This window comes from Streptomyces sp. NPDC101166, from assembly GCF_044768125.1.
Classification (GTDB): Bacteria; Actinomycetota; Actinomycetes; order Streptomycetales; family Streptomycetaceae; genus Streptomyces.
The window spans coordinates 140,208-163,361 of the sequence record NZ_JBIWPF010000007.1; the positions used below are offsets into that span (position 1 = coordinate 140,208).

General features: G+C 69.3%; 17 protein-coding genes. 14 read left to right on the plus strand and 3 right to left on the minus strand.

Features of this window, described 5'->3' with window-relative positions; genetic code table 11:
* Positions 1-109: 109 nt before the first annotated feature.
* The 3 genes from ACIRS4_RS15035 (at position 110) to ACIRS4_RS15045 (ending at position 2,859) form a co-directional block, all read left to right on the plus strand.
* Positions 110-421: a hypothetical protein gene (locus ACIRS4_RS15035; RefSeq protein ID WP_404195044.1), complete on the plus strand. Its 312-nt coding sequence runs from the start codon at positions 110-112 to the stop codon at positions 419-421.
* 211 nt (positions 422-632) lie between these two features.
* Positions 633-1,754, plus strand: a complete 1,122-nt coding sequence (femX, locus tag ACIRS4_RS15040; protein ID WP_130439182.1) for a peptidoglycan bridge formation glycyltransferase FemX — start codon at positions 633-635, stop codon at positions 1,752-1,754.
* A gap of 73 nt (positions 1,755-1,827) precedes the next feature.
* Positions 1,828-2,859: an alanine racemase gene (locus tag ACIRS4_RS15045; protein ID WP_404195047.1), complete on the plus strand. Its 1,032-nt coding sequence runs from the start codon at positions 1,828-1,830 to the stop codon at positions 2,857-2,859.
* Between the two features lie 94 nt (positions 2,860-2,953).
* On the opposite strand, the gene ACIRS4_RS15050 is transcribed toward ACIRS4_RS15045, so the two are convergent.
* A complete protein-coding gene (locus ACIRS4_RS15050; RefSeq protein ID WP_404195049.1) occupies positions 2,954-4,453 on the minus strand; it encodes a glycosyltransferase family 87 protein in 1,500 nt (499 codons plus the stop codon).
* Positions 4,454-4,582: 129 nt separating this feature from the next.
* A complete protein-coding gene (locus ACIRS4_RS15055; protein ID WP_404195051.1) occupies positions 4,583-7,252 on the minus strand; it encodes a transglycosylase domain-containing protein in 2,670 nt (889 codons plus the stop codon).
* Between the two features lie 386 nt (positions 7,253-7,638).
* Between ACIRS4_RS15055 and ACIRS4_RS15060 the strand changes: the two genes are divergently transcribed.
* The 4 genes from ACIRS4_RS15060 to ACIRS4_RS15075 all read left to right on the plus strand — a co-directional run bounded on the left by ACIRS4_RS15060 (position 7,639) and on the right by ACIRS4_RS15075 (position 11,436).
* Positions 7,639-8,322, plus strand: a complete 684-nt coding sequence (locus ACIRS4_RS15060; RefSeq protein ID WP_404195054.1) for a helix-turn-helix transcriptional regulator — start codon at positions 7,639-7,641, stop codon at positions 8,320-8,322.
* A 44-nt stretch (positions 8,323-8,366) separates the two neighbouring features.
* Positions 8,367-9,449, plus strand: a complete 1,083-nt coding sequence (locus tag ACIRS4_RS15065; RefSeq protein ID WP_404195057.1) for an inositol-3-phosphate synthase — start codon at positions 8,367-8,369, stop codon at positions 9,447-9,449.
* Positions 9,450-9,554: 105 nt separating this feature from the next.
* The gene (locus tag ACIRS4_RS15070; RefSeq protein ID WP_404195060.1) at positions 9,555-10,847 is read left to right on the plus strand and encodes an MFS transporter; all 1,293 of its coding nucleotides are present in this window, start codon (positions 9,555-9,557) and stop codon (positions 10,845-10,847) included.
* Between the two features lie 88 nt (positions 10,848-10,935).
* Positions 10,936-11,436, plus strand: coding sequence for a hypothetical protein (locus tag ACIRS4_RS15075; protein ID WP_404195063.1), 501 nt, complete (start codon positions 10,936-10,938; stop codon positions 11,434-11,436).
* 118 nt (positions 11,437-11,554) lie between these two features.
* Here ACIRS4_RS15075 and ACIRS4_RS15080 read toward each other — a convergent pair whose 3' ends face one another.
* Positions 11,555-13,021, minus strand: coding sequence for a CCA tRNA nucleotidyltransferase (locus tag ACIRS4_RS15080; RefSeq protein WP_404195066.1), 1,467 nt, complete (start codon positions 13,019-13,021; stop codon positions 11,555-11,557).
* Between the two features lie 261 nt (positions 13,022-13,282).
* Between ACIRS4_RS15080 and ACIRS4_RS15085 the strand changes: the two genes are divergently transcribed.
* From ACIRS4_RS15085 to trxA, 7 genes are all read left to right on the plus strand, one after another.
* Positions 13,283-15,670, plus strand: coding sequence for a DUF6049 family protein (locus tag ACIRS4_RS15085; protein WP_404195068.1), 2,388 nt, complete (start codon positions 13,283-13,285; stop codon positions 15,668-15,670).
* 44 nt (positions 15,671-15,714) lie between these two features.
* Complete coding sequence (gene murJ, locus ACIRS4_RS15090) at positions 15,715-18,006, plus strand: murein biosynthesis integral membrane protein MurJ (protein ID WP_404195071.1); 2,292 nt, start codon at positions 15,715-15,717, stop codon at positions 18,004-18,006.
* 138 nt (positions 18,007-18,144) lie between these two features.
* Positions 18,145-19,863 carry a protein kinase family protein gene (locus ACIRS4_RS15095; protein WP_404195074.1) on the plus strand — a complete coding sequence of 573 codons (1,719 nt, stop codon included), beginning with the start codon at positions 18,145-18,147 and terminating at the stop codon, positions 19,861-19,863.
* A 26-nt stretch (positions 19,864-19,889) separates the two neighbouring features.
* Positions 19,890-20,615, plus strand: a complete 726-nt coding sequence (sigM, locus tag ACIRS4_RS15100) for an RNA polymerase sigma factor SigM (RefSeq protein ID WP_404195076.1) — start codon at positions 19,890-19,892, stop codon at positions 20,613-20,615.
* The gene (locus ACIRS4_RS15105) at positions 20,612-21,490 is read left to right on the plus strand and encodes an anti-sigma factor family protein (protein WP_404195079.1); all 879 of its coding nucleotides are present in this window, start codon (positions 20,612-20,614) and stop codon (positions 21,488-21,490) included. Before sigM ends, ACIRS4_RS15105 begins: the two co-directional genes overlap by 4 nt.
* A 168-nt stretch (positions 21,491-21,658) precedes the next feature.
* Positions 21,659-22,630, plus strand: coding sequence for a thioredoxin-disulfide reductase (trxB, locus tag ACIRS4_RS15110; RefSeq protein WP_404195082.1), 972 nt, complete (start codon positions 21,659-21,661; stop codon positions 22,628-22,630).
* A gap of 44 nt (positions 22,631-22,674) precedes the next feature.
* Entirely contained in the window at positions 22,675-23,004 is a 330-nt protein-coding gene (gene trxA, locus ACIRS4_RS15115) for a thioredoxin (protein ID WP_358799819.1), read from the plus strand.
* Positions 23,005-23,154: the final 150 nt, after the last annotated feature.

A 23,154-nucleotide genomic window follows, 5' to 3' on the forward strand; every position in this document is an offset into this window, starting at 1 on the left:
ACTACCTGCATGCGTGCTTGCGGTTGAAATCCGCCCGGGAGGACCCTCAGTCTGTACGCATCGGGTGTGTACGGCGCTACTATGCGCCGCCTTCCGCAGGAGGTGCCCTATGGCACAGGCATTGCGACCCAACACCGCCGGCTCTCTCTTCGCCACCGACGGCCGACCCCATCCCGTGCAGCACGCCTTGATGGCGGCAGCCCTGCTGCTCGGAGCGGTGTCCTTCGTCACGGCGATGTTCGACAACCTCCACCTGCTCAGCTCGTGGGCCGGCCTGGTGGGGATCTTCACCGGCGCCTACGGACAGTGGATCTCCGAGACCACCCGTGAGCGCTTCTTCCTGATCCTGGGCCTCGGCGCCTCCGGCGTCGGCTTCTTCCTCGGCATGGCGCACGGCGGCCTCTTCGGCGGCCTCTGGTGAGCTGAGCGACGCCGACCCCGGCACCGCGGCACCGTCCGCACCCTCATGAACAACTGACGACCGCTCGACCCGCGAACCGCCCCTGCCGCCCCGCCGGCCGGGGCGAAGGTCCCGTGCGCCCAGTCGGGCCGCTCTCCAGGCGCAGTAGGCTTCGCGCGAGAGCCGGAGCCCCTGTACCCATGGGGACACACCAGCCCGAGGAGCGCCCCGAATGAGCCTGACCCTGAGGACGATCAGCCGCGAGCAGCATCTGGCGTACATCCAGAGCCTGCCGTCGGCGAGCCACATGCAGGTTCCGGCCTGGGCCGACGTCAAGGCCGAGTGGCGGTCGGAGAACCTCGGCTGGTTCGACGACAGGACCGGCGAACTCGTCGGCGCCGGCCTCGTCCTCTACCGTCAACTCCCCAAGATCAAGCGCTACTTGGCCTATCTGCCCGAGGGTCCGGTCATCAACTGGTACGCGCCGAACCTGACCGAGTGGCTGGAGCCGATGCTCGCGCACCTGCGGCAACAGGGCGCGTTCTCCGTGAAGATGGGCCCGCCGGTGATCATCCGCCGCTGGGAGGCCACCTCCATCAAGGCGGGCATCCAGAACCCGGACGTCAAGCGGCTGCGCGACATCGAGGCGGACTTCATCGAGCCGCGTGCCTTCGAGGTGGCCGACAAGCTGCGCCGCATGGGCTGGCAGCAGGGCGAGGACGGCGGCGCCGGCTTCGGCGACGTCCAGCCCCGTTACGTCTACCAGGTGCCGCTGGCGAACCGTTCCCTCGAAGAGGTGCACAAGAACTTCAACCAGCTGTGGCGCCGCAACATCAAGAAGGCCGAGAAGGCCGGCGTCGAGGTCGTCCAGGGCGGTTACCACGACCTGGAGGAATGGCAGCGGCTGTACGAGATCACGGCCGTGCGCGACCACTTCCGGCCGCGCCCGCTGTCGTACTTCCAGCGCATGTGGACGGCTCTCAACACCGAGGACCCGAACCGCATGCGGCTGTACTTCGCCCGCCACAACGGGGTGAACCTGTCGGCGGCGACCATGCTGATCGTCGGCGGGCACGTCTGGTACTCCTACGGGGCCTCCGACAACATCGGCCGCGAGTTCCGGCCCTCGAACGCCATGCAGTGGCGGATGCTGCGCGACGCCTACGCGCTCGGCGCGACCGTCTACGACCTGCGCGGCATCTCCGACTCGCTGGACGAGTCGGACCACCTGTTCGGCCTGATCCAGTTCAAGGTGGGCACGGGCGGACAGGCCGCCGAGTACCTCGGCGAGTGGGACTTCCCGCTGAACAAGCTGCTCCACAAGGCGCTCGACATCTACATGTCGCGCCGCTGACAGGCTCTCCTCCCCTCCGAGCTTCGCTCACCTCCACACCACCGCAGCCACAAGAAAGGTTCCGGGTCCGGCCATGGCGCTCACGCTTTACGTCGACACCGCGCGCTGGCGGGCGCACCACAAGCACGTGCAGGAGCAGTTCCCGGGACTCGTCCCGGTCTGCAAGGGCAACGGCTACGGGTTCGGGCACGAGCGGCTCGCGGAGGAGGCCACACGGCTGGGCTCCGACGTCCTGGCCGTCGGCACCACGTACGAGGCCGCGCGCGTCAAGGACTTCTTCAGCGGCGACCTGCTGGTGCTGACCCCCTACCGGCGCGGCGAGGAGCCCGTCCCGCTGCCCGACCGCGTCGTGCGCTCGGTGTCGTCGATCGACGGCGTGTACGGCCTCGTGGGCGCCCGCGTGGTCATCGAGGTGATGTCCTCGATGAAGCGGCACGGCATCAGCGAGCAGGACCTGTCCCAACTGCACGCCGCCATAGAGAACGTCCGCCTCGAAGGGTTCGCGATCCACCTGCCGCTGGACCGCACCGACGGCTCCGACGCCGTCGAGGAGGTCATCGGCTGGATGGACCGGCTGCGCGCGGCCCGGCTGCCGCTGCACACGATGTTCGTCAGCCACCTGAAGGCCGAGGACCTCGCCCGGCTGCAGCAGCAGTTCCCGCAGACCCGGTTCCGCGCCCGTATCGGCACGCGGCTGTGGCTGGGGGATCACGAGGCCACGGAGTACCGGGGCGCCGTTCTGGACGTCACCCGTGTCGCCAAGGGCGACCGGTTCGGCTACCGCCAGCAGAAGGCCGCCTCCGACGGCTTTCTGGTGGTCGTGGCGGGCGGTACGTCGCACGGCGTGGGTCTGGAGGCGCCCAAGGCCCTGCACGGCGTGATGCCGCGCGCCAAGGGCGTCGCCAGGGCCGGCCTCGCCACGGTGAACCGGAACCTCTCGCCGTTCGTCTGGGGCGGCAAACAGCGCTGGTTCGCCGAGCCGCCGCACATGCAGGTGTCGATCCTGTTCGTGCCCTCGGACGCCCCCGAGCCCCAGGTCGGCGAGGAGCTCGTGGCCCATCTGCGGCACACCACCACGCAGTTCGACCGGATTCTGGACCGCTGAGCACCGGTCTCGGGCATTCACCCAGAGACAGCGAAGGCCGTCCACGGAGGCTCCGTGGACGGCCTTTCGTCCGCTCGGACGACAGCCTGTTCGCTCAGGGCGAACTGTCGGCCGCCGGCTTCCTGCCCCAGTCCGATCCGGGGTCGTCGAAGTGGGCCTCCTGCTTCGGCGGAGGAGTCGGCGCGCCGAAGACGAAGACGTCCTCCGCCCCGTCGAGCACTCCCCCCGAGGGATCGTCCTCACCAGCCTGACGGACCACGTCCCGCTCCGGCGTGAGGATGTCCCGCACCACCATGACGCAGAGATAGAACGTGCCCAGGAGGTGCACGGCGACCGCCCAGTGGTAGCCGTCGGTCGGCAGACCCTTGTGGGCGTCTCCGCTGGTCGTGTAGGCGAGGTACATCCAGATCCCGAGGAAGTACACGACCTCGGAGACCTGCCAGATCAGGAAGTCCCGCCACTTGGGCCGGGCCAGGACCGCCAGCGGCACCAGCCACAGGACGTACTGCGGGGAGTAGACCTTGTTGGTGAGGATGAAGGCGGCGACCATCAGGAAGGCGAGCTGGGCGAAGCGAGGGCGGCGCGTGGCGGTCAGCGTCAGCCACGCGACACCGAGGAAGCTCACCCCTACCAGGGCGGTGGCCAGGGTGTTGACGCTGCCGGTGGTGAGGGGATCGCTGGAGTTCTGGGCCAGGACCAGCCAGAAGGACCCGAAGTCGACGCCACGCTCCTGGCTGAAGGTGTAGAACTTCGACCAGCCGTCGAAGGCGAAGAGCATCACCGGCAGGTTGACCACGAGCCAAGCTGCGAGCGCGCCCGCGACGGCGGTCACGTAGGCCCGCCACTTCCCCGCGCGCCAGCACAGCACCAGCAGCGGTCCCAGCAGGAAGACGGGATAGAGCTTGGCGGCCGTGGCGAGCCCCAGGAGGACGCCGAAGGCGAGGGGACGGCTCCGGGACCACATCAGCATCGCCGCGGCCGTCAGAGCGACCGCCAGCAGGTCCCAGTTGATCGTCGCGGTCAGCGCGAAGGCCGGCGCCAGGGCGACCAGCAGACCGTCCCAGGGGCGACGGGCATGCGTCCGGGTCACGCAGACGGCGATGACCGCCGCGCACACCATCAGCATCCCGGCGTTGACCATCCAGTACCACTGCTCCTGGTGCTGGACGGTGCCGCTCCCCGGCGTCAGCCAGCTGGCCACCTCCATGAACACACCGGTCAGCACCGGGTATTCGAGGTAGGCCATGTCGCCGGGGAGCTTGTCGAAGTACGGCACCAGCCCGTCGGCGAAGCCGCGCCCTGCATAGAGGTGCGGGATGTCCGAATAACAGGCGTGCGTGTACTGGGAGCTGGCTCCGTAGAACCAACCGCCGTCGTAGCAGGGCGCCTTTTGGACCAGACCGAGGGCGAACATTCCGATCGCCACGAGCGCGATGACCCGTACGGGAGTCAGCCAGGACGTTCCGGTCAGGGCGTGCCGTCCCAGAGGGCCGCCGATCAGTTCGCTGCCGGCCTTGGCGATCTCGTCGTCCTGGGTGGGCCGTACCGGCTCCGGGTCGTGCACGCGCGCTGGCGTCGATTCTGCACTGGGCATGGGCGACATCCTGCCGTACCCACCTAGGAAAACGCCGAGGACCGCCCCACCTGGTCGGATGGGACGGTCCTCGTTTCACGTGAAACACGGACATGTTTCACGTGAAACAGCCTTGCGGGACGTTACGGGCTAACCGTTCGGGCCGCCGAAGAAGCCTCCGCCGTCACTGCCTCTGCTGGTGCCCGGTGACTCCGAGGGACTGGGCGACGGACTGATTTCCCCGCCCGGCCCACCGTTGGCGCCTCCGTTGTTGTTCGCTCCGCCCGTCACGTCGTCGTCACAGCCGAAGAACTTGGTGCAGGTGTCGCTCGGCGAGGGCGAGGGCTCGACCTCCGTCTTGCTGGGACTCGGCGACGGGGACGGCGACTCCTCTTCCTCGCTCTCGGTGACCGACGGGGTGGGAGACGGGATCGGGTCCTTGTTGAGGACCTCACCGATCTCCTCCGGAGCGGGGAAGTCCTTCACCGGCAAGCCGTCCATGGCCTCGGCCATGTAGTCGTGCCAGATCTCGGCCGGGAACGAGGCGCCGTGGATCTTCTTCTGACCGCCCGTCCCGAACATCTCCAGGAACGTGCGGTTCTTGTTCGACTCGTTGTCGTCGTAACGGAACATGGTGACGGCGGTCGACAGCTGCGGCGTGTAGCCGACGAACCAGGCCGACTTGTTGCCGTCGGTGGTGCCGGTCTTGCCGGCCACATCGCGGCCGGGCAGCTGGGCGGCGGTGCCGGTGCCGTCATCGACCACGGTCTTCAGGATGTCCGTGACGTTGTCGGCGACCTTCTTGGTGAACGCCTGGTTCGTGACGGTCTTGTGCGTGAAGACCGCGCCGTCCTTGCTCGTGACCTTCTCGACGGAGTAGGGCTCACGCTGCTTGCCGCTGGCCGCGAAGGTGGCGTAGGCGCCGGCCATCCGGATCGCGCTCGGGTCGGAGATACCGATCGAGAACGAGGGGAAGCCGGAGCCCGTGAGGCTGCCCTTCTTCAGGCCGGCGTTGAGCGCGGCCTCCTTCACCTTGTCCAGACCGACGTCCATGCCCAGCTGCACGAAGGCGGAGTTCACCGACTCGCGCATCGCCTCACGCAGGTCGATCTTGAAGTTGGGCGGTTCGCCGTAGGAGGCCTGGCCGTCATTGGTCTGGAGCCACTCCTGGCCCTTCTCGTTCTTCCAGACCGATCCGTCGTACTCCTTGATCTTGAGCTTGTTCTTGCCGCTGAACATGCTCTTGGGGGAGACGACCGTGCGTTCGTCCTGAGCCTGTGACGAGCCCAGCTCCGGGTCACGGACGCCCCAGGTCATCGCTGCCGCGAGCACGAACGGCTTGAAGGTCGAACCCACCTGGGCGCCGGTCTGGTCGGAGTTGTTGGTGAAGTGCTTGGTGGCGTCCTCACCGCCGTAGATCGCCTCGATGGCGCCGCTCGCCGGGTTCACGGAGGCCCCGCCGAACTGGACATGGGTGTCCGTCTCCGGACGCTGGTCCGGCTTGATGTTCGCCTTCTTGACCTTCGCGACCGACGTCTCGAGCTCCTTGACCTTCTTTTTGTCGAAGGTCGTGCGGATCGAGTAGCCGCCCTTCTGGAGCTTGTCAGCGGTGATCCCGGTTTCTTCGCTGTGCGTGACCAGGTAGCTGTTGGCGAGGTCGACGAGGTAGCCGACCTGTCCGCCCAGCGCGGTGTTCGAGCGCGGGTTCTGCCACTTCGGCAGGGTCGTGTACTTGACCCGCTCGGCGAGCGGCAGATGCTTGTACTCGACCATCTTGTCGAGGGTGTCCTGCATCTGGCGGAGCGCCCGCCTGGAGTTGTTCTGCGGCGTGGCGGCCGGGTCGATCGACGTCGCGCCCGCCGGGTCGTAGTACGTGGCGCCCTTCAGCATGGCGGACAGGAAGGCGCACTCACCGGGCTTGAGGTCGATGGCGTCCTTGTTGAAGTACGCGCGGGCGGCGGCCTGGATCCCGTAGGCGCCGCGGCCGTAGTACGCCGAGTTCAGGTAGCCGGCCAGGATCTGGTCCTTGTCGACCTCGGCCCCGACCTTGACGGCGACGAAGATCTCCTTGACCTTGCGGGAGATCGTCTGGGACTGGTCGTTGAGCATGGCGTTCTTGACGTACTGCTGGGTGATGGTGGAGCCACCCTGCGTCTGCCCGCCCCGGGCCATGTTGAACACGGCTCGGGCGATGCCCTTGGGGTCGATGCCGGCGTCGTCGTAGAAGGTCTTGTTCTCCTGCGAGATCACCGCCCAGCGCATCGCCTCCGGGATCTGCGAGAGATCGACGATCTGCCGGTTCGTCTCCCCACCGGTGGCGACCATCTGGCTGCCGTCTTTCCAGTAGTAGACGTTGTTCTGCGCCTCCGCCGTCTTGTCGACGTCGGGGATGCCGACCATGGCGTACCCGATGCCCGCGGCGGCCACCATGCTGCCGAAGAAGGCGACGCACAGGCCGGCGACGAGCTTCCAGGACGGCGTCCAGCGACGCCAGCCGTCCTTGTCGGCGCGCGGGTAGTCGACCAGGCGCTTGCGGCCGGGCGGCCTGGACGAACCGCCGCGGCGGCCTGCCGCGGGTTCGGCTGCTCTGCGCCGGCCACCGCCCGCGCTTCTCTGGGCCGCGCGCCGGGCATCGGCCCGGCCGCCGGGCGCTCCGTCGCCTCCCAACCCGTAGTAGCCCGACCCATGGGAGTCGGAGGGAGACCCGGTGGCGTCTCGCGGTGCCGCGCGGCGGCCGGAGGGCGAGCCGGGCTGGCCGCGTCGGGCCGCGGCACGTCCGCCCTCCTGCGGCTGCGGCGGTTTGCGACGGTGCTCGCTCATCGAACGGTTACTCCTCGGGCAGGCGCATCCGTGCGCGCCTGGAAACGGCGGCTGGTTTCCTGTCCCCCCGAAGTACGGACGCGGTCGGTCGCGCATTCATCCGTACGGCACCGAGGACCTCGACGCCCCCCGGCGTCTCCTGGGTCCCGGTGGTGTGCATGGCGCACAGACTACGCACCGCCAAAACCTGCCCAGCTCCGAAGTTCACCCCAAACCCGGCAACTCGCCCTCAACTCATGGCGGATGTGATTCCGCTCACGATCCCCGCGCTTGTCGCATCCCGGAGGCCGTTCTATCGTGCTGATGTATCGAGTCGATACATCGGCGCGACATAAACCGTCCCGGGGAGCCCGCCACAGCGGGCCGAGGCAGAGAGGAGGCGACCCATGAGCCGGCGTTCCGGGATCCTGGAGTTCGCCGTACTCGGTCTCCTCCGCGAATCCCCGATGCACGGTTACGAGCTGCGCAAACGGCTCAACACGTCGCTGGGCGTGTTCCGGGCGTTCAGCTACGGGACCCTCTATCCCTGCCTCAAGACGCTGGTCGCCAACGGCTGGTTGATCGAAGAGGCGGGCAGCACCCCGGAGGACGCCCTCGCCGCATCCCTCACCGGCCGCCGTGCCAAGATCGTCTACCGGCTGACGGCGGAAGGTAAGGACCACTTCGAGGACCTGCTCTCCCAGACCGGGCCCGACGCGTACGAGGACGAGCACTTCGCCGCTCGCTTCGCCTTCTTCGGGCAGACCTCCCGTGATGTGCGCATGCGCGTCCTGGAGGGCCGCCGCAGCCGGCTGGAGGAGCGGCTGGAGAAGATGCGCGCCTCCTTCGCGCGCACCCGGGAGCGCCTCGACGACTACACGCTCGAACTCCAGCGCCACGGAATGGAGTCCGTGGAGCGCGAAGTGCGCTGGCTGAACGAGCTCATCGAGAGCGAGCGGGCCGGACGGGACCTGAGAAGTCCCGCTGCCGGGGGATCCGCTCAGCAGGACACCACTCATGGAGCGTCGGGCGGCCTGCCCCGTACCGGGGACACCCCCCGGACGGATACGCCCGACGACACCGCCACGTGAGCGCCCAGTCAGGGCCTCACTCGTACACACAGGGAGCAACCGGAATGGGTTCGGTTCGCGTAGCCATCGTCGGCGTGGGCAACTGCGCCGCGTCGCTGGTGCAGGGCGTCGAGTACTACAAGGACGCCGACCCGGCGTCCAAGGTCCCGGGCCTGATGCACGTCCAGTTCGGCGACTACCACGTCAGCGACGTCGAGTTCGTCGCCGCGTTCGACGTCGACGCGAAGAAGGTCGGCCTGGACCTCTCGGACGCCATCGGCGCTTCCGAGAACAACACCATCAAGATCTGCGACGTCCCCACCACCGGTGTCACCGTGCAGCGCGGCCACACCCTGGACGGTCTCGGCAAGTACTACCGCGAGACCATCGAGGAGTCCGCCGAGGAGCCGGTCGACATCGTCCAGACCCTCAAGGACCAGCAGGTCGACGTCCTCGTCTGCTACCTGCCCGTCGGCTCCGAGGACGCGGCGAAGTACTACGCGCAGTGCGCCATCGACGCCAAGGTCGCCTTCGTCAACGCCCTCCCGGTCTTCATCGCCGGCACCAAGGAGTGGGCGGACAAGTTCACCGCGGCGGGCGTGCCGATCGTCGGCGACGACATCAAGTCCCAGGTGGGCGCCACCATCACGCACCGCGTCATGGCGAAGCTGTTCGAGGACCGCGGCGTCATCCTGGACCGCACGATGCAGCTGAACGTCGGCGGCAACATGGACTTCAAGAACATGCTGGAGCGCGACCGCCTGGAGTCCAAGAAGATCTCCAAGACGCAGGCCGTCACCTCGCAGATCCCCGACCGTGAGCTCGGCGAGAAGAACGTCCACATCGGCCCGTCCGACTACGTCGCCTGGCTCGACGACCGCAAGTGGGCCTACGTCCGCCTCGAAGGCCGCGCCTTCGGCGACGTCCCGCTGAACCTGGAGTACAAGCTCGAGGTCTGGGACTCCCCGAACTCCGCCGGCGTCATCATCGACGCGCTCCGCGCCGCGAAGATCGCCAAGGACCGCGGCATCGGCGGCCCGATCCTCTCCGCGTCGAGCTACTTCATGAAGTCCCCGCCGGTCCAGTACTTCGACGACGTGGCCCGTGAGAACGTCGAGAAGTTCATCAAGGGCGAGGTCGAGCGCTAGCCGAGCCGCTGCGCGCTCCGACTCTCGCTGAGTCGCTCCTGCCAGGGCCGGAGAGGGCCCCGGGTCGTCGACCCGGGGCCCTCTCCGTATGTGAGGCTGTGCCCCATGCCCGTCGTCCGTGATCTGCGCCTCCTGCTGCGATTCGGCAACTTCCGGCGCCTGCTCGCCGTCAGGCTGCTCTCTCAGTGCGCCGACGGCGTCTACCAGGTGGCGCTGGCGGCGTACGTCGTCTTCTCCCCGGAGAAGCAGACCTCGGCCGCGGCGATCGCTTCGGCGATGGCAGTGCTGCTGCTGCCGTACTCCCTGGTCGGCCCCTTCGCCGGCGTTCTGCTGGACCGCTGGCGCCGCCGGCAGGTCTTCCTCTACGGCAACCTGCTGCGCGCCCTGCTGGCGTCGGCGACCGCCGTCCTGATGATCGCGCCGGTTCCCGACTGGCTCTTCTACGTCTCCGCGCTGTGCGTCACCGCGGTCAACCGCTTCGTCCTCGCCGGTCTCTCCGCGGCGCTGCCCCGGGTCGTCGACCCCGAGCGCCTGGTGATGGCCAACTCCCTCTCGCCGACGGCCGGCACCCTGGCGGCGACCGCGGGCGGGGGTCTCGCCTTCGTCGTACGGCTCGTGGTCGCGGACTCCGACGCGGCAGTCGTCCTGCTGGGCGCCGCTCTGTATCTGTGTGGGGCGCTCGCCGCACTGCGCATGCCACGGGACCTGCTCGGGCCGGACTCCGCGTCGGTGCAGCCCCGGTTCACGGCGGCGCTCGCCGGGACCGCCCGCGACCTGGCGGCCGGCGTGCGGCACCTAGCCGAACCGCCCCGCCGGGGAGCCGCGATGGCGCTCGGCGCGATGACGCTGATGCGGTTCTGCTACGGCGCGCTGCTGGTCATGCTGCTGATGCTGTGCCGGTACGCCCTGACCTCCGACACCGGCGACGGCCTGGCGCTTCTGGGGCTGGCCCTGGGCGTCTCCGGCGCCGGCTTCTTCGCCGCGGCCGTCGTGACGCCGGGGGCGGTGGGGCGGCTCGGGCCGGGACGCTGGATCGTCGTGTGCGCGGGAGCAGCGGCGGTCCTGGAACCCGCGCTGGGCCTTCCCTTCACCACGGCCCCTCTGCTGGCCGCGACCTTCGTCCTGGGGCTGACCACCCAGGGCGCGAAGATCGCGACGGACACGATCGTGCAGTCCTCGGTCGACGACGGCTTCCGTGGCCGGATCTTTGCCGTGTACGACGTGCTCTTCAACGTCTCCTTCGTGGGCGCCGCCGGGGTGGCCGCACTGATGCTGCCGCCGGACGGGCGCTCGGCGGCCCTCGTGATCACGGTGTCCGTGATCTACGGAGCGGTTGCGGTGTCTATGGCCCGCTTTGCTCATAGGTCAGGGTCACATCAACGCCACAGACTGATCTAGGAAGAGCAAAGTGGCCTGTGGTGGCCGGTAACTTACGTGGGTCTTACTTTGCGCCAAGCGCGCCCATGTCCAGGGGGGACAAGCCACCATGACCACGCCGCCGCCTCAGGGCCAGAACCCGTACGCCCAGGCGCCCACCGACCCCGCGGTGCAGCAGCCCGGCCTGCCGGCGGTTCCCGCCCAGGGCACTCCCGCTCCCTACGCCCCCTTCCCCAACCAGGGCGCCCCGCTGCCCCCGCCGGCCCCGCAGAAGCAGGCCGGCAAGAAGGTGGCGCGTGTCCTCGGCTTCATCGCCGTCGCCGTCATCATCGGTGTCGTCAAGTGGGGCATCGGCTGGTGGGCCACCTCGACGGACGCGGAGACGACCTCGGTCGGCGCCTGCCTGCACAACGACGGCAACGAATCCTCGCCCGACCTCAACGAGGTCGACTGCTCCTCGGGCGACGCGCAGTTCAAGGTCGTCGAGAAGTTCGACGGAACGAGCGACGACAAGAAGTGCGAGTCCGTCACCAAGGACTGGACGATCTCCTACATCCAGTCCGGCGGCGGCCACGACGTCGTGCTCTGCCTGGCGGAAACGAAGAAGTAAAGAGGTACAAGCGGAGAGCGCGGCAGCGCAAAGGGGCGGTGTTTCACGTGAAACACCGCCCCTCCCGTCTGTGGAGCGGGGTTGTGTTTCACGTGAAACACAACCCCGCTCCCTGCGGTCAGCTTTGCTCGGCCCACCACTCCTTGAGCGCAGCCACCGCGGCGTCCCGCTCCATGGGCCCGTTCTCCAGGCGCAGCTCCAGCAGGTGCTTGTACGCGTGGCCGATGACCGGGCCCGGTCCGACGCCGAGGATCTCCATGATCTGGTTGCCGTCCAGGTCGGGACGGATCGCGTCCAGCTCCTCCTGCTCCTGCAGCTGGGCGATCCGCTCCTCCAGACCGTCGTACGCCCGCGAGAGCGCCGTCGCCTTGCGCTTGTTGCGCGTGGTGCAGTCCGAGCGCGTCAGCTTGTGGAGACGGTCGAGCAGTGGCCCCGCGTCCCGCACGTAGCGCCGCACCGCGGAGTCCGTCCACTCTCCGGTGCCGTACCCGTGGAAGCGCAGGTGGAGTTCGACCAGACGTGAGACGTCCTTCACCAGCTCGTTGGAGTACTTCAACGCGGTCATGCGTTTCTTCGTCATCTTCGCCCCGACCACCTCGTGGTGGTGGAACGAGACCCGGCCGTCCTTCTCGAAGCGACGGGTGCGCGGCTTGCCGATGTCGTGCAGGAGCGCTGCCAGCCGGAGGGTGAGGTCGGGACCGTTCTCCTCCAGCGCGATCGCCTGTTCCAGGACGATCAGAGTGTGCTCGTAGACGTCCTTGTGCCGGTGGTGCTCGTCACTCTCCAGCCGCAGCGCGGGCAGCTCGGGCAGGACATGCTCGGCGAGTCCGGTCTCCGCCAGCAGGGTCAGGCCCTTGCGCGGATGCGCGGACAGGACGAGCTTGTTCAACTCGTCCCGGACCCGCTCTGCGGAGACGATCTCCAGACGGCCCGACATCTCCTTCATCGCCGTGACGACTTCGGGGGCGACCTCGAAGTCGAGCTGGGCGGCGAAGCGGGCGGCGCGCATCATGCGCAGGGGGTCGTCCGAGAACGACGCCTCGGGAGTACCCGGGGTGCGCAGCACGCCCGCCGCGAGATCGCCGATGCCGCCGTGGGGGTCGATGAACTCCTTCTCGGGAAGCGCGACGGCCATCGCGTTCACGGTGAAGTCCCGCCGGACCAGGTCCTGCTCGATGGAGTCGCCGTAGGAGACCTCCGGCTTGCGGGAGGTGCGGTCGTAGGCCTCCGACCGGTAGGTGGTCACCTCGATCTGGAAGCTTCGCTCGACGTCCCCGACGCGGGCGTTCTTCTGCGCCCCGACGGTGCCGAAGGCGATCCCGACCTCCCAGACGGCGTCCGCCCAGGGCCGGACGATCTTGAGAACGTCCTCGGGGCGGGCGTCCGTCGTGAAGTCGAGGTCGTTGCCGAGCCGGCCGAGCAACGCGTCCCGCACCGAGCCGCCGACCAGGGCGAGGGAGAACCCGGCCTCCCGGAAGCGGCGGGCGAGATCGTCGGCCACAGGGGCGACCCGCAGCAGCTCGTCGACCGCGCGGTGCTGCACCTGGCTCAGGGCACTGAGGTTGTCTTCGTTGGCGTTCGGCACAACAGAAGAGGGTACGTGGCCCGGCGATCCCGAAGCGCCCGCATTACGGCGAGGGACAACTCGCCCGGACCGACGCAAGATCGGCTTCCCCGGCGTACACTCCCACCCCTCTCCCTTCATACGCACAGCGGACACCCGCCGGTTGTTCCCGATCTTGTGGAGCGGTCCGCGGCACTTCCCCTCAGCGCGCATCGTTACCATGCGTGGACGCACTTTCCGACGACCACTGACGACCACTGACGACGAGGGACGGACGAGCACGTGGCCGAGGCGGCAGACTTCCCGGGGATGACTCCCTCACCTGCCCGTCGGTGGCTGCGCCGCACCGGAGCACTGCTCGCGGCGGCGCCTCTGCTGGCCGGTCTTGTCCAGCTGCCCGCTCCCGCCGCACACGCGGCCGCACAGGACTCCGCGAAGGACGCCTCCGGCGCTGGATCGGTCGCCGTCGCCGTGGACTCGCTCACACCCAGCGCGCCCACCGCCGACGACACGGTGACCGTGTCCGGCACCGTCACCAACAACGGCAAGCAGGCGGTCACCGAAGCTCAGGTCGATCTGCGGGTGGGATCCCCGCTGGCGACCCGCTCGGCCGTCGACACCACCGCCGGCCGGGCCGACGACCTCGCCGGCGCGGACGCCGGAGCCGCGGTGGGCGGTAAGTACGTCGCCGAGTTCGACCGGCTGACCCCCGGCGTCGCAGAGCCGTTCAGCATCTCGGTGCCGGTCGCCGCGCTCAAGCTCAAGGCCGACGGTGTCTACCCGCTGAGCGTCTCCCTCTCGGGTGAGACCTCCGCGAGGCCGTGGGGGCAGGTCCTGGGCGTCCAGCGGACGTTCCTGCCCTGGCACCCCGAAGACGCCGCCACCGCGACCCGGACGACCGTGCTCTGGCCGTTGCTGTCCTCCGTCCACATGACCGCGGAGACCGGTTCCGACGAACAGCAGACCCCGGTCTTCCTCGACGACGACCTCGCCAAGGAGATCTCTCCCGGCGGCCGGCTCGACCAGCTCGTGAGCCTGGGCAAGTCTCTCGACGTCACCTGGGTGATCGACCCGGACCTGCTGGCGTCCGTCGACGCCATGGCCGACCGCTACAACGTGCAGAACGGTCTCGACGCCCCCACGGCCGGCACCCACCAGGCGATCGCCAAGCGATGGCTCGCCGAGTTGCAGGACGCGGTGCGGGGCAAGGAGGTCGTCGCCCTTCCCTTCGGCGATCCCGACCTGGCCTCCCTCGCGCACGACGGCACAGGCGTCAGCGGCTCGCTGAACCAGCTCAAGGCGGCCACCGACGTCGCGGCCACCACCGTGGAGACCGTGCTCCACACGACTCCGAGCACGGACTTCGCCTGGCCCGCGGAGGGAGCCGTCGACCCGTCGATCGTGAAGGTCGCCACCTCCGCCGGCGCCGACAAGGTGATCGCCCGCAGCGACAGCCTGCGGGAGACCAATGGCCTCTCGTACACCCCTTCCGCCGCCCGGCCGATCGGAGGCGGCACCACGGCGGTCGTCGCGGACGCACAGCTGTCGACGGCGTTCCAGGGTGATCTGACGCGGGCCTCCACGTCCACGCTCGCCGTGCAGAGATTCCTCGCGCAAAGCCTCGCGCTGAGCCTGCAGACGGGAAAGCAGCGCAGCATCGTCGTCGCCCCGCCCCGTATGCCCAGCGCGAGCCAGGCGCAGGCGATGGCGGCAGCGGTGACCGCGCTCCAGGGCGGCACCTGGTCCGAGCCCCAGCAGCTGGCGGCGGCGGCCTCGGCCAAGCCTGACCCGGCCGCCACCACCAGGGTTCCGGCACAGTCCCAGTACCCCTCCGCGCTGCGCAAGCAGGAGCTGCCCCGCGCCGCCTTCGAGCGGATGGCGGCCACCCAGGCCAAGCTCGACAACTTCGAGTTGATCCTCACCGACGAGTCGCGGGTGGTGACGCCCTTCGGGCGGGCGATCAACCGCGAGATGGCCACGTCGTGGCGGGGCCGGCCCACCGCGGCCCGCTCCTTCCGCAAGGACGTGCAGACGTACCTGACCACTCTCACCAGCCAGGTCAAGCTGATCCAGAAGTCGGAGACCAAGCTCTCCGGGCGCAGCGCCACCATCCCCGTGACGGTGCAGAACAATCTGGTGCAGGGTGTCGACCACCTGGTGCTGCGGCTCACTTCGACCAACGCGACCCGTCTGGAGATCGGCGGCGAGGACTACTCCGAGCAGCGCATCGAGGTCTCCGGCGGGCACAGCACGACGGTGAAGTTCACCACGTCCGCCAACGTGAACGGCAAGACGTCCGTGGTCGCCCAGCTCTACACGGAGGACGGCCGGCAGTACGGCGCCCCCGTGAGGTTCGACGTGCGGGTCACCGAGATCACGCCGACCGTCATGCTGGTCATCGGCGGCGGTGTGCTGCTGCTCGTGCTGGCCGGCTTCCGTATGTACACCCAGCGCAAGCGCGCCGCGGCCCGGGAGGCCGAGGAGGACGCCCGCGACGGGGAAGAAGCACCCGAGGAGCCCGGTACCCCGGCCGTTCCTGGAGACCGTGAGGCCGATGAGACGGGTGTACGGTCCGGGGCGGACGACCCGGTGCAGCCGAGTGACGGGACGCTGGACACCGCAGCGGAAAGCACCGACCCGTCCGGGACGGGTGAGAGAGTGGACCGTTGAGGATGTCGTGGCCGGTCGGCCCGGGACGATGAGGTGGGGTAACCATGAACGCGCCGTACGACGGTGACCGCGGCCAGGCCGCGGGCAGCTCGGGTCACCCCGAGGGCCCGCCGCCCGAGCACGGCCAGGTGCCGCCGCAGCACCCCGCGGACATGTACCTTCAGGACGCCTTCGACCAGGACCCGTACCGCTCTCAGGACCTCAGCGCGCAGGATCCGGTGGCCGAGGCGCTCTACGACCGGGCCGCCCACCCCCCGCCGCCGCCCGGCGCCCACGAGCCTCAGCAGCCGCTGTACGGGCAGCCGCAGCAGTCCCCGTACGCACCCGACCCCCGCGTATGGGCCCAGACGCCGGCGCCCGAACCTGCGAGTGCCACCCAGTACCTGCCCTACGGCGAGGACCCCCGCACCACACAGTTCGTGGGGGTGGACGACCTGGTCACCCACTCCGGCGAGGAACGGCACGAACCCGACGCGTTCGCACATCTCTTCCGGGACCAGCAGCAGAGCGGCGCCCGCCCGTTCACGGACTCTCCTGCCGTCCCCGGCCCTGCCGCGGCGCCGGGCGGCTCCGGACCGGCGGCTCCTCCCGCGCCGGCGGCGGCGGAGCCCTCGCTCGCGGTCGAGGAGACCATGAACCTCACCGCCACCCCCGCCGCGGACCCGGCGCCGTCGCCTGCCCCGGCCGCCCCGGCCGGAAAGAAGGGCGGCCGCGCCGCGGGACTGCTGAAGTCCAGCGCGGTGATGGCGGCGGGCACGATGGTCTCGCGTCTCACCGGGTTCATCCGGTCGGCCCTGATCGTCTCGGCGCTCGGCGTCGGCCTCCTCGGCGACACGTTCCAGGTGGCCTACCAGCTGCCGACCATGATCTACATCCTGACCGTCGGCGGCGGCCTCAACTCCGTCTTCGTGCCACAGCTGGTGCGCGCCATGAAGGAGGACGATGACGGCGGTGAGGCGTTCGCCAACCGTCTGCTGACCCTGGTCATGGTGACGCTGGGCGGGCTCACGGTCGCCGCTGTCGCCGCCGCTCCCTTGCTCATCCGCGCTCTGTCCGACCCGGTCGCCAGCGACCCGGCGGCCAACGCGGTCGGCGTCACCTTCGTCCGTTACTTCCTGCCCTCGATCTTCTTCATGGGCGTCCATGTCGTGATGGGCCAGATCCTCAACGCCCGCGGCAAGTTCGGCGCGATGATGTGGACGCCGGTGCTGAACAACATCGTCATCATCGTGACGTTGGGCATGTTCATCTGGGTCTACGGCACCGCGGCCGACTCCGGCATGAAGGTCACGTCGATCCCGCCCGAGGGGCAGCGACTTCTCGGCGTCGGCGTCCTGCTGGGCCTGGTCGTCCAGGCGCTGGCCATGATCCCCTACCTGCGCGAAACCGGCTTCCGGCTGCGCCTGCGGTTCGACTGGCGGGGCCACGGCCTCGGCAAGGCCGTGACGCTCGCGAAGTGGACCTTCCTGTTCGTCCTCGCCAACCAGGCCGGAGCGATCGTCGTCTCCCAGCTGTCCACCGCGGCCGGAAAGGCCTCGCCCGTGGACGGCACCGGCTTCGCCGCCTACGCCAATGCCCAGCTGATCTGGGGGCTGCCGCAAGCCATCATCACCGTCTCGCTGATGGCCGCACTGCTGCCGCGCATCTCGCGCTCGGCAGCCGAGGGCGACGGCGGCGCGGTCCGCGACGACATCTCGCAGGGCCTGCGCACCACAGCCGTCGCCATCGTGCCGATCGCCTTCGGCTTCCTCGCCCTCGGCATCCCGATGTGCACCCTGATCTTCGGCTCGTCCGGCACCGGCGAAGCCACCAACATGGGCTTCATGCTGATGGCCTTCGGCCTCGGCCTGATCCCCTACTCCGTGCAGTACGTCGTCCTGCGTGCGTTCTACGCGTATGAAGACACCCGCACCCCCTTCTACAACACGGTCATCGTGGCCGCGGTGAACGCGTGCGCCTCGGCCGTCTGCTACTTCGTCCTGCCTGCCCGATGGGCGGTGGCCGGCATGGCCGCCGCCTACGGCCTGGCGTACGCGATCGGTGTCGGGGTCGCGTGGAACCGCCTGCGCAAGCGGCTCGGCGGTGACCTCGACGGCTCCCACGTTCTGCGCACCTACGCCCGGCTGTGCATCGCCTCCGTTCCGGCGGCGCTGCTCAGCGGAGCGGCCTGCTATGGGATCATCCAGACGCTCGGCAAGGGCGTCCTCGGCTCCCTCGCCTCGCTGCTGGCCGGCGGGGCCGTCCTGCTCGTCGTCTTCTTCGTCGCGGCCCGCCGCATGCGCATCGAGGAGCTCAACTCCCTCGTCGGCATGGTGCGCGGACGCCTGGGACGCTGAAGCCGGGGGTAGGCGCACAACCATCGTCCGCCGCCGCGTGTCGTGCATAGCGCCGGACTGTGGGCACAATTGGGTTCGGCGTCGGACGGCGCGCACGAGGTCGCACGGCGCGCAATGGATGGGGAGGCAGGAACGACGGTGGCGGAACGGACTACGGCTGCCGTCGACGTGGCAGACAACAGCGGTGACGAGCCGCTGACCGCGCAGGCGGACCAGTCCACGGCCGACGGGGTGGCCAAGAACCGGGAGCGGGACACGGACAGGGACGAGGCACAGGGAAGCGACGGGGCGGAGCGTCCCGAGGAGGCCTCACCGCTGGAGCTGCACAGCGGCCACAAACTCGCCAGACGCTACCGTCTCGAGGACTGCGTCACCCGCCTGGACGGGTTCAGCAGCTGGCGCGCGGTGGACGAGAAGCTCCGGCGTGCCGTCGGCGTGCACGTCCTGCCCGCGAACCACGCCCGGGCCCGTTCCGTGCTGGCGGCGGCTCGCTCCTCCGCGCTGCTCGGCGATCCTCGCTTCGTCCAGGTGCTGGACGCGGTGGAGGAGAACTCCCTCGTCTACGTCGTCCACGAGTGGCTGCCCGACGCCACCGAGCTGACCACGCTCCTCGCCTCCGGGCCGCTGGAGCCGCACGACGCCTACCAGATGGTCAGCCAGATCTCCTCCGCCATGGCCGCCGCGCACCGCGAGGGCCTGGCCCATCTCCGGCTGAACCCCAACGCCGTGCTGCGCACCTCCACGGGCCAGTGGCGTATCCGGGGTCTCGCCGTGAACGCGGCGCTACGGGGTGTCTCCTCCGACAGCCCTCAGCGCACCGACACCGAAGCGATCGGCGCTCTGCTGTACGCGGCGCTCACCCAGCGCTGGCCGTACGAGGACGACGCCTTCGGCCTGTCCGGGCTCCCCAAGGACGTCGGGCTCATCGCCCCCGACCAGGTGCGGGCCGGCGTCCACCGGGGTCTGTCGGAACTCGCGATGCGTGCCTTCGCCAACGACGGCGCGACCGCGTCCCGGCACGAGGCCGCGTGCACCACTCCGGAGGAGCTGGTGAAGGCGATCGGCGAGATGCCCCGCATCCGCCCGCCGGAGCCCTCGTTCACCGCGCCGCCGGACTACCAGCGCACGACGTACCAGCAGGGAACCTACGGTCGCTCCGCGCCGCACCCGGGCGTCACCCAGGCTGTGACCGCCCTGCCGCCACCGCTGCAGAGCCGCACCGGCAGGGCCCTGAAGTGGGCGGTCTCCGCTCTGCTCATCGCGGCCCTGGGCCTCGGCAGCTGGCAGCTCGCGGACGCCCTGATGGGCCAGAGCAACAAGCACGAGGACACCGACCAGACGCAGACGACGGACGGCGGTGACAAGGCGAACCCCGCGCCCAAGCCCGTCCGGACGCTCAGCATCAAGGACGCCGCCGAGTACTACCCGGACGGCAAGCCCCAGCACGCCGAGGACGCGAAGCTCACCTACGACGGCGACAGCTCCACGTACTGGCGTACGTACTCCTACACCGGAGGACCCGTGCTGGCGCCCTTCAAGGAGGGCGTGGGCATCGTGTACGACCTCGGGTCGAAGCAGAGCGTGTCCGCCGCTGCCATAGGGCTCTTCTACGGCGGTGAGCGGACCTCGGCCTCGCTGTACGCGGCCGACTCACTGTCGTCGTCGGCGCCGCTCAGCTCCATGAAGAAGATCGCCGACGGGACGACCTCGGGCGAGGAACTGAAGATCTCCGCCAAAACGCCGGTGCAGACGCGGTACGTTCTCGTCTGGATCACCGCGGTGCCCAAGTCGGGGCCGGACGAATTCAGTCAGGCCGGCTACAAGCAGGCCATCACGGATGTGAAGTTCACAGGCTGAGATCTCATGGAGGGGGAGGTGGTCCAATGGGGGAAGCCGCCGGTTTCGACGGCGTCAGCGATCAGGACCTCCTCGCCCGCCATGTGGAGGGCGACCCTGACGCCTTCGGTGAACTCGTACGACGGCACCGGGACCGGCTGTGGGCAGTGGCCTTGCGGACCCTCGGCGACCGGGAGGAGGCCTCTGACGCCGTCCAGGACGCCCTGGTCTCCGCCTACCGGGCCGCTCACACGTTCCGCGGCCAGTCCGCCGTCACGACCTGGCTCCACCGCATCACCGTGAACGCCTGTCTGGACCGGGCCCGCAAGGCGGCCTCCCGCAAGACCTCCCCGGTCGACGACACCGAACGCCTGGATCAGTTGCTGGACCCCCACGAGTCGGCCTCCGCCCCTGCCGAGCGCAACGATCTACACCGCCAGCTCCTCGAAGCCCTCGGTACCCTTCCGCCCGACCAGCGCGCCGCCCTCGTCCTGGTGGACATGCAGGGCTATCCCGTCGCCGAGGCCGCACGCGTGCTCGACGTGCCGACCGGCACGGTGAAGAGCCGGTGCGCCCGCGGCAGAGCCAGGCTGTTGCCGCTCCTGACTCATCTGCGGCCCGAGAGGTCCGGCCGCGACAGAGAAACAGAGGCGGGACGGAACCGGGCGCAGGGGACATCCGTCCCACCAGCAGCGGACACTCGCGGTGAGGGTCCGGACAGCGCCGGGAACGGCGATTCAGCTGCTGTGAAGGGCGGAGGTGGGCGAACGTGACATCGACGACGGACACGGCCGGGCACCCGGATGTCGCGGAGATCTCCGACCTCGCCGAGGGGCTGCTGTCCCCCTCCCGCAGCGCCGACCTCCGCCGCCACCTGGACGCGTGCGAACTCTGCGCGGAGGTCCAGGCATCGCTCGACGAGATCCGCGGTCTGCTGGGAACGCTGCCCGCACCTCCCTCCATGCCTGACGATGTGGCCCACCGCATCGATGCCGCGCTCGCCGTGGAGGCGCGGTCGAACGTCGGGCACCGACCGGAGCCGGACACGGAGACTCCCAGCGAAGGCGTCACGCGCGTTTCACGTGAAACATCGCCCTCCCGTCCCGCCGGGCACGCCCGCTCCACCGGCACCGGCCCGGGTCGCAAAGAACGCAAGCGCACCGGGCGCCGCAAGGCAGTCGTCCTCGGTGCCGCCCTCGCCGCTGCCGTGGGACTCGGTGCGATCCTGGTCCCGGCTCTCACAGGGACCGACGGGCCGGGCAGCGCACCACGAGAACAGAGGACGACGGTCGCGGACACCTTCTCCGCGAGCAAGCTGGAGCAGCAGGTGACGAATCTCCTCGCCGGCTCCCAGGGCTCTCGGACTCCGCACAGCATGGGCGTCCAGGACGAGCCCGGCATCAACAGCCCTCGGGTGCTCCACCAGCCCACGGTCCCTGAGTGCGTACAGCAGGGCATCGGTCGGAGCGACTCCGCCCTCGCCCTCGAGGAAGGCACTTACCAGGGGAAAGAGGCTCTACTCGTCGTCCTGCCGGACGCCTCGGACAGCACCCGGGTCACCGCCTACCTCATGGACGCGACCTGCCGGAAGGATCCGTCGGTCGGCACGGCCAAGATCCTTCTGAAGGACTCCTACACACGGCCCTGACCGATCAGGCTTCGTCTGCGTCATGCGTGGTATCCCCTACGGTGTCGGCCCCTCCGTGTGCCCGGCCACACCGGGAATGCACGACCCTTAGGATCCGTTGGGTGGGGTGAGAGTTCAGAGAGGCTCCCACCGGTCGACCGACGCAGTCCAGAGACGAGGAATCAAGCCGTGAGCGACGTCCGTAACGTGATCATCATCGGCTCCGGGCCCGCCGGCTACACGGCGGCCCTGTACACCGCGCGCGCGTCACTGAAGCCGCTGGTGTTCGAAGGCGCCGTCACCGCGGGCGGCGCGCTGATGAACACCACCGAGGTGGAGAACTTCCCCGGCTTCCAGGACGGCATCATGGGCCCCGAGCTCATGGACAACATGCGTGCACAGTCCGAGCGGTTCGGCGCCGAGCTGATCCCCGACGACATCGTCACCGTCGACCTCTCCGGCGAGATCAAGACCGTCACGGACACCGCGGGCACGGTCCACCGGGCCAAGGCCGTCATCGTGGCCACCGGCTCGCAGCACCGCAAGCTGGGCCTGCCCAACGAGGACGCGCTCTCGGGCCGTGGTGTCTCGTGGTGTGCCACCTGTGACGGCTTCTTCTTCAAGGACCAGGACATCGCCGTGATCGGCGGCGGCGACACCGCGATGGAGGAGGCCACCTTCCTCTCCCGCTTCGCCAAGTCCGTGACGATCGTCCACCGCCGGGACACCCTGCGCGCCTCCAAGGCGATGCAGGAGCGCGCCTTCGCCGACCCGAAGATCAAGTTCGTCTGGGACAGCGAGGTCGCGGAGATCCAGGGCGACCCGAAGCTGGCCGGACTGAAGCTGCGCAACCTCAAGACCGGCGAGCTCTCCGACCTGCCGGTCACCGGCCTGTTCATCGCGATCGGCCACGACCCGCGCACCGAGCTCTTCAAGGGCCAGCTCGACCTGGACGAAGAGGGGTACCTGAAGGTCGCCGCACCCTCTACCCGGACGAACGTGACCGGTGTCTTCGCCGCCGGTGACGTGGTGGACCACACCTACCGCCAGGCGATCACCGCGGCCGGCACCGGCTGTTCCGCCGCTCTGGACGCCGAGCGCTTCCTCGCCGCCCTCACCGACGAGGAGCAGGCCGAGCCCGAGAAGACCGCCGCCGTCTGACCTCCCCACCGCCCCACCGCACACATCAGTTAAAGGAGCCCGCCGTGGCCGACCTCAAGAACGTGACCGACGACACCTTCGAGCAGGACGTCCTCAAGAGCGACAAGCCTGTCCTGGTGGACTTCTGGGCCGCCTGGTGCGGTCCGTGCCGCCAGATCGCTCCGTCCCTCGAGGCGATCGCCACCGAGTACGGCGACAAGATCCAGGTCGTCAAGCTCAACATCGACGAGAACCCCGGTACGGCTGCCAAGTACGGCGTGATGTCCATCCCGACGCTGAACGTCTACCAGAACGGCGAGGTCGCCAAGACCATCGTCGGCGCCAAGCCGAAGGCCGCGATCGTCCGCGACCTCGAGGACTTCATCGCCGAGTGACGACGGGTCGTCACACAGACGGCTGGTGTTTCACGTGAAACAAGCGAGTGGGGGGGGCCCCGGGGGGGGGGGCCCCCCCCCGGGGGGGGGCCCCCCCCCCCCGGGGGGGCCCCCCCCCCACAAGTGGCAGAGCCGCCGCCCGATGTTACG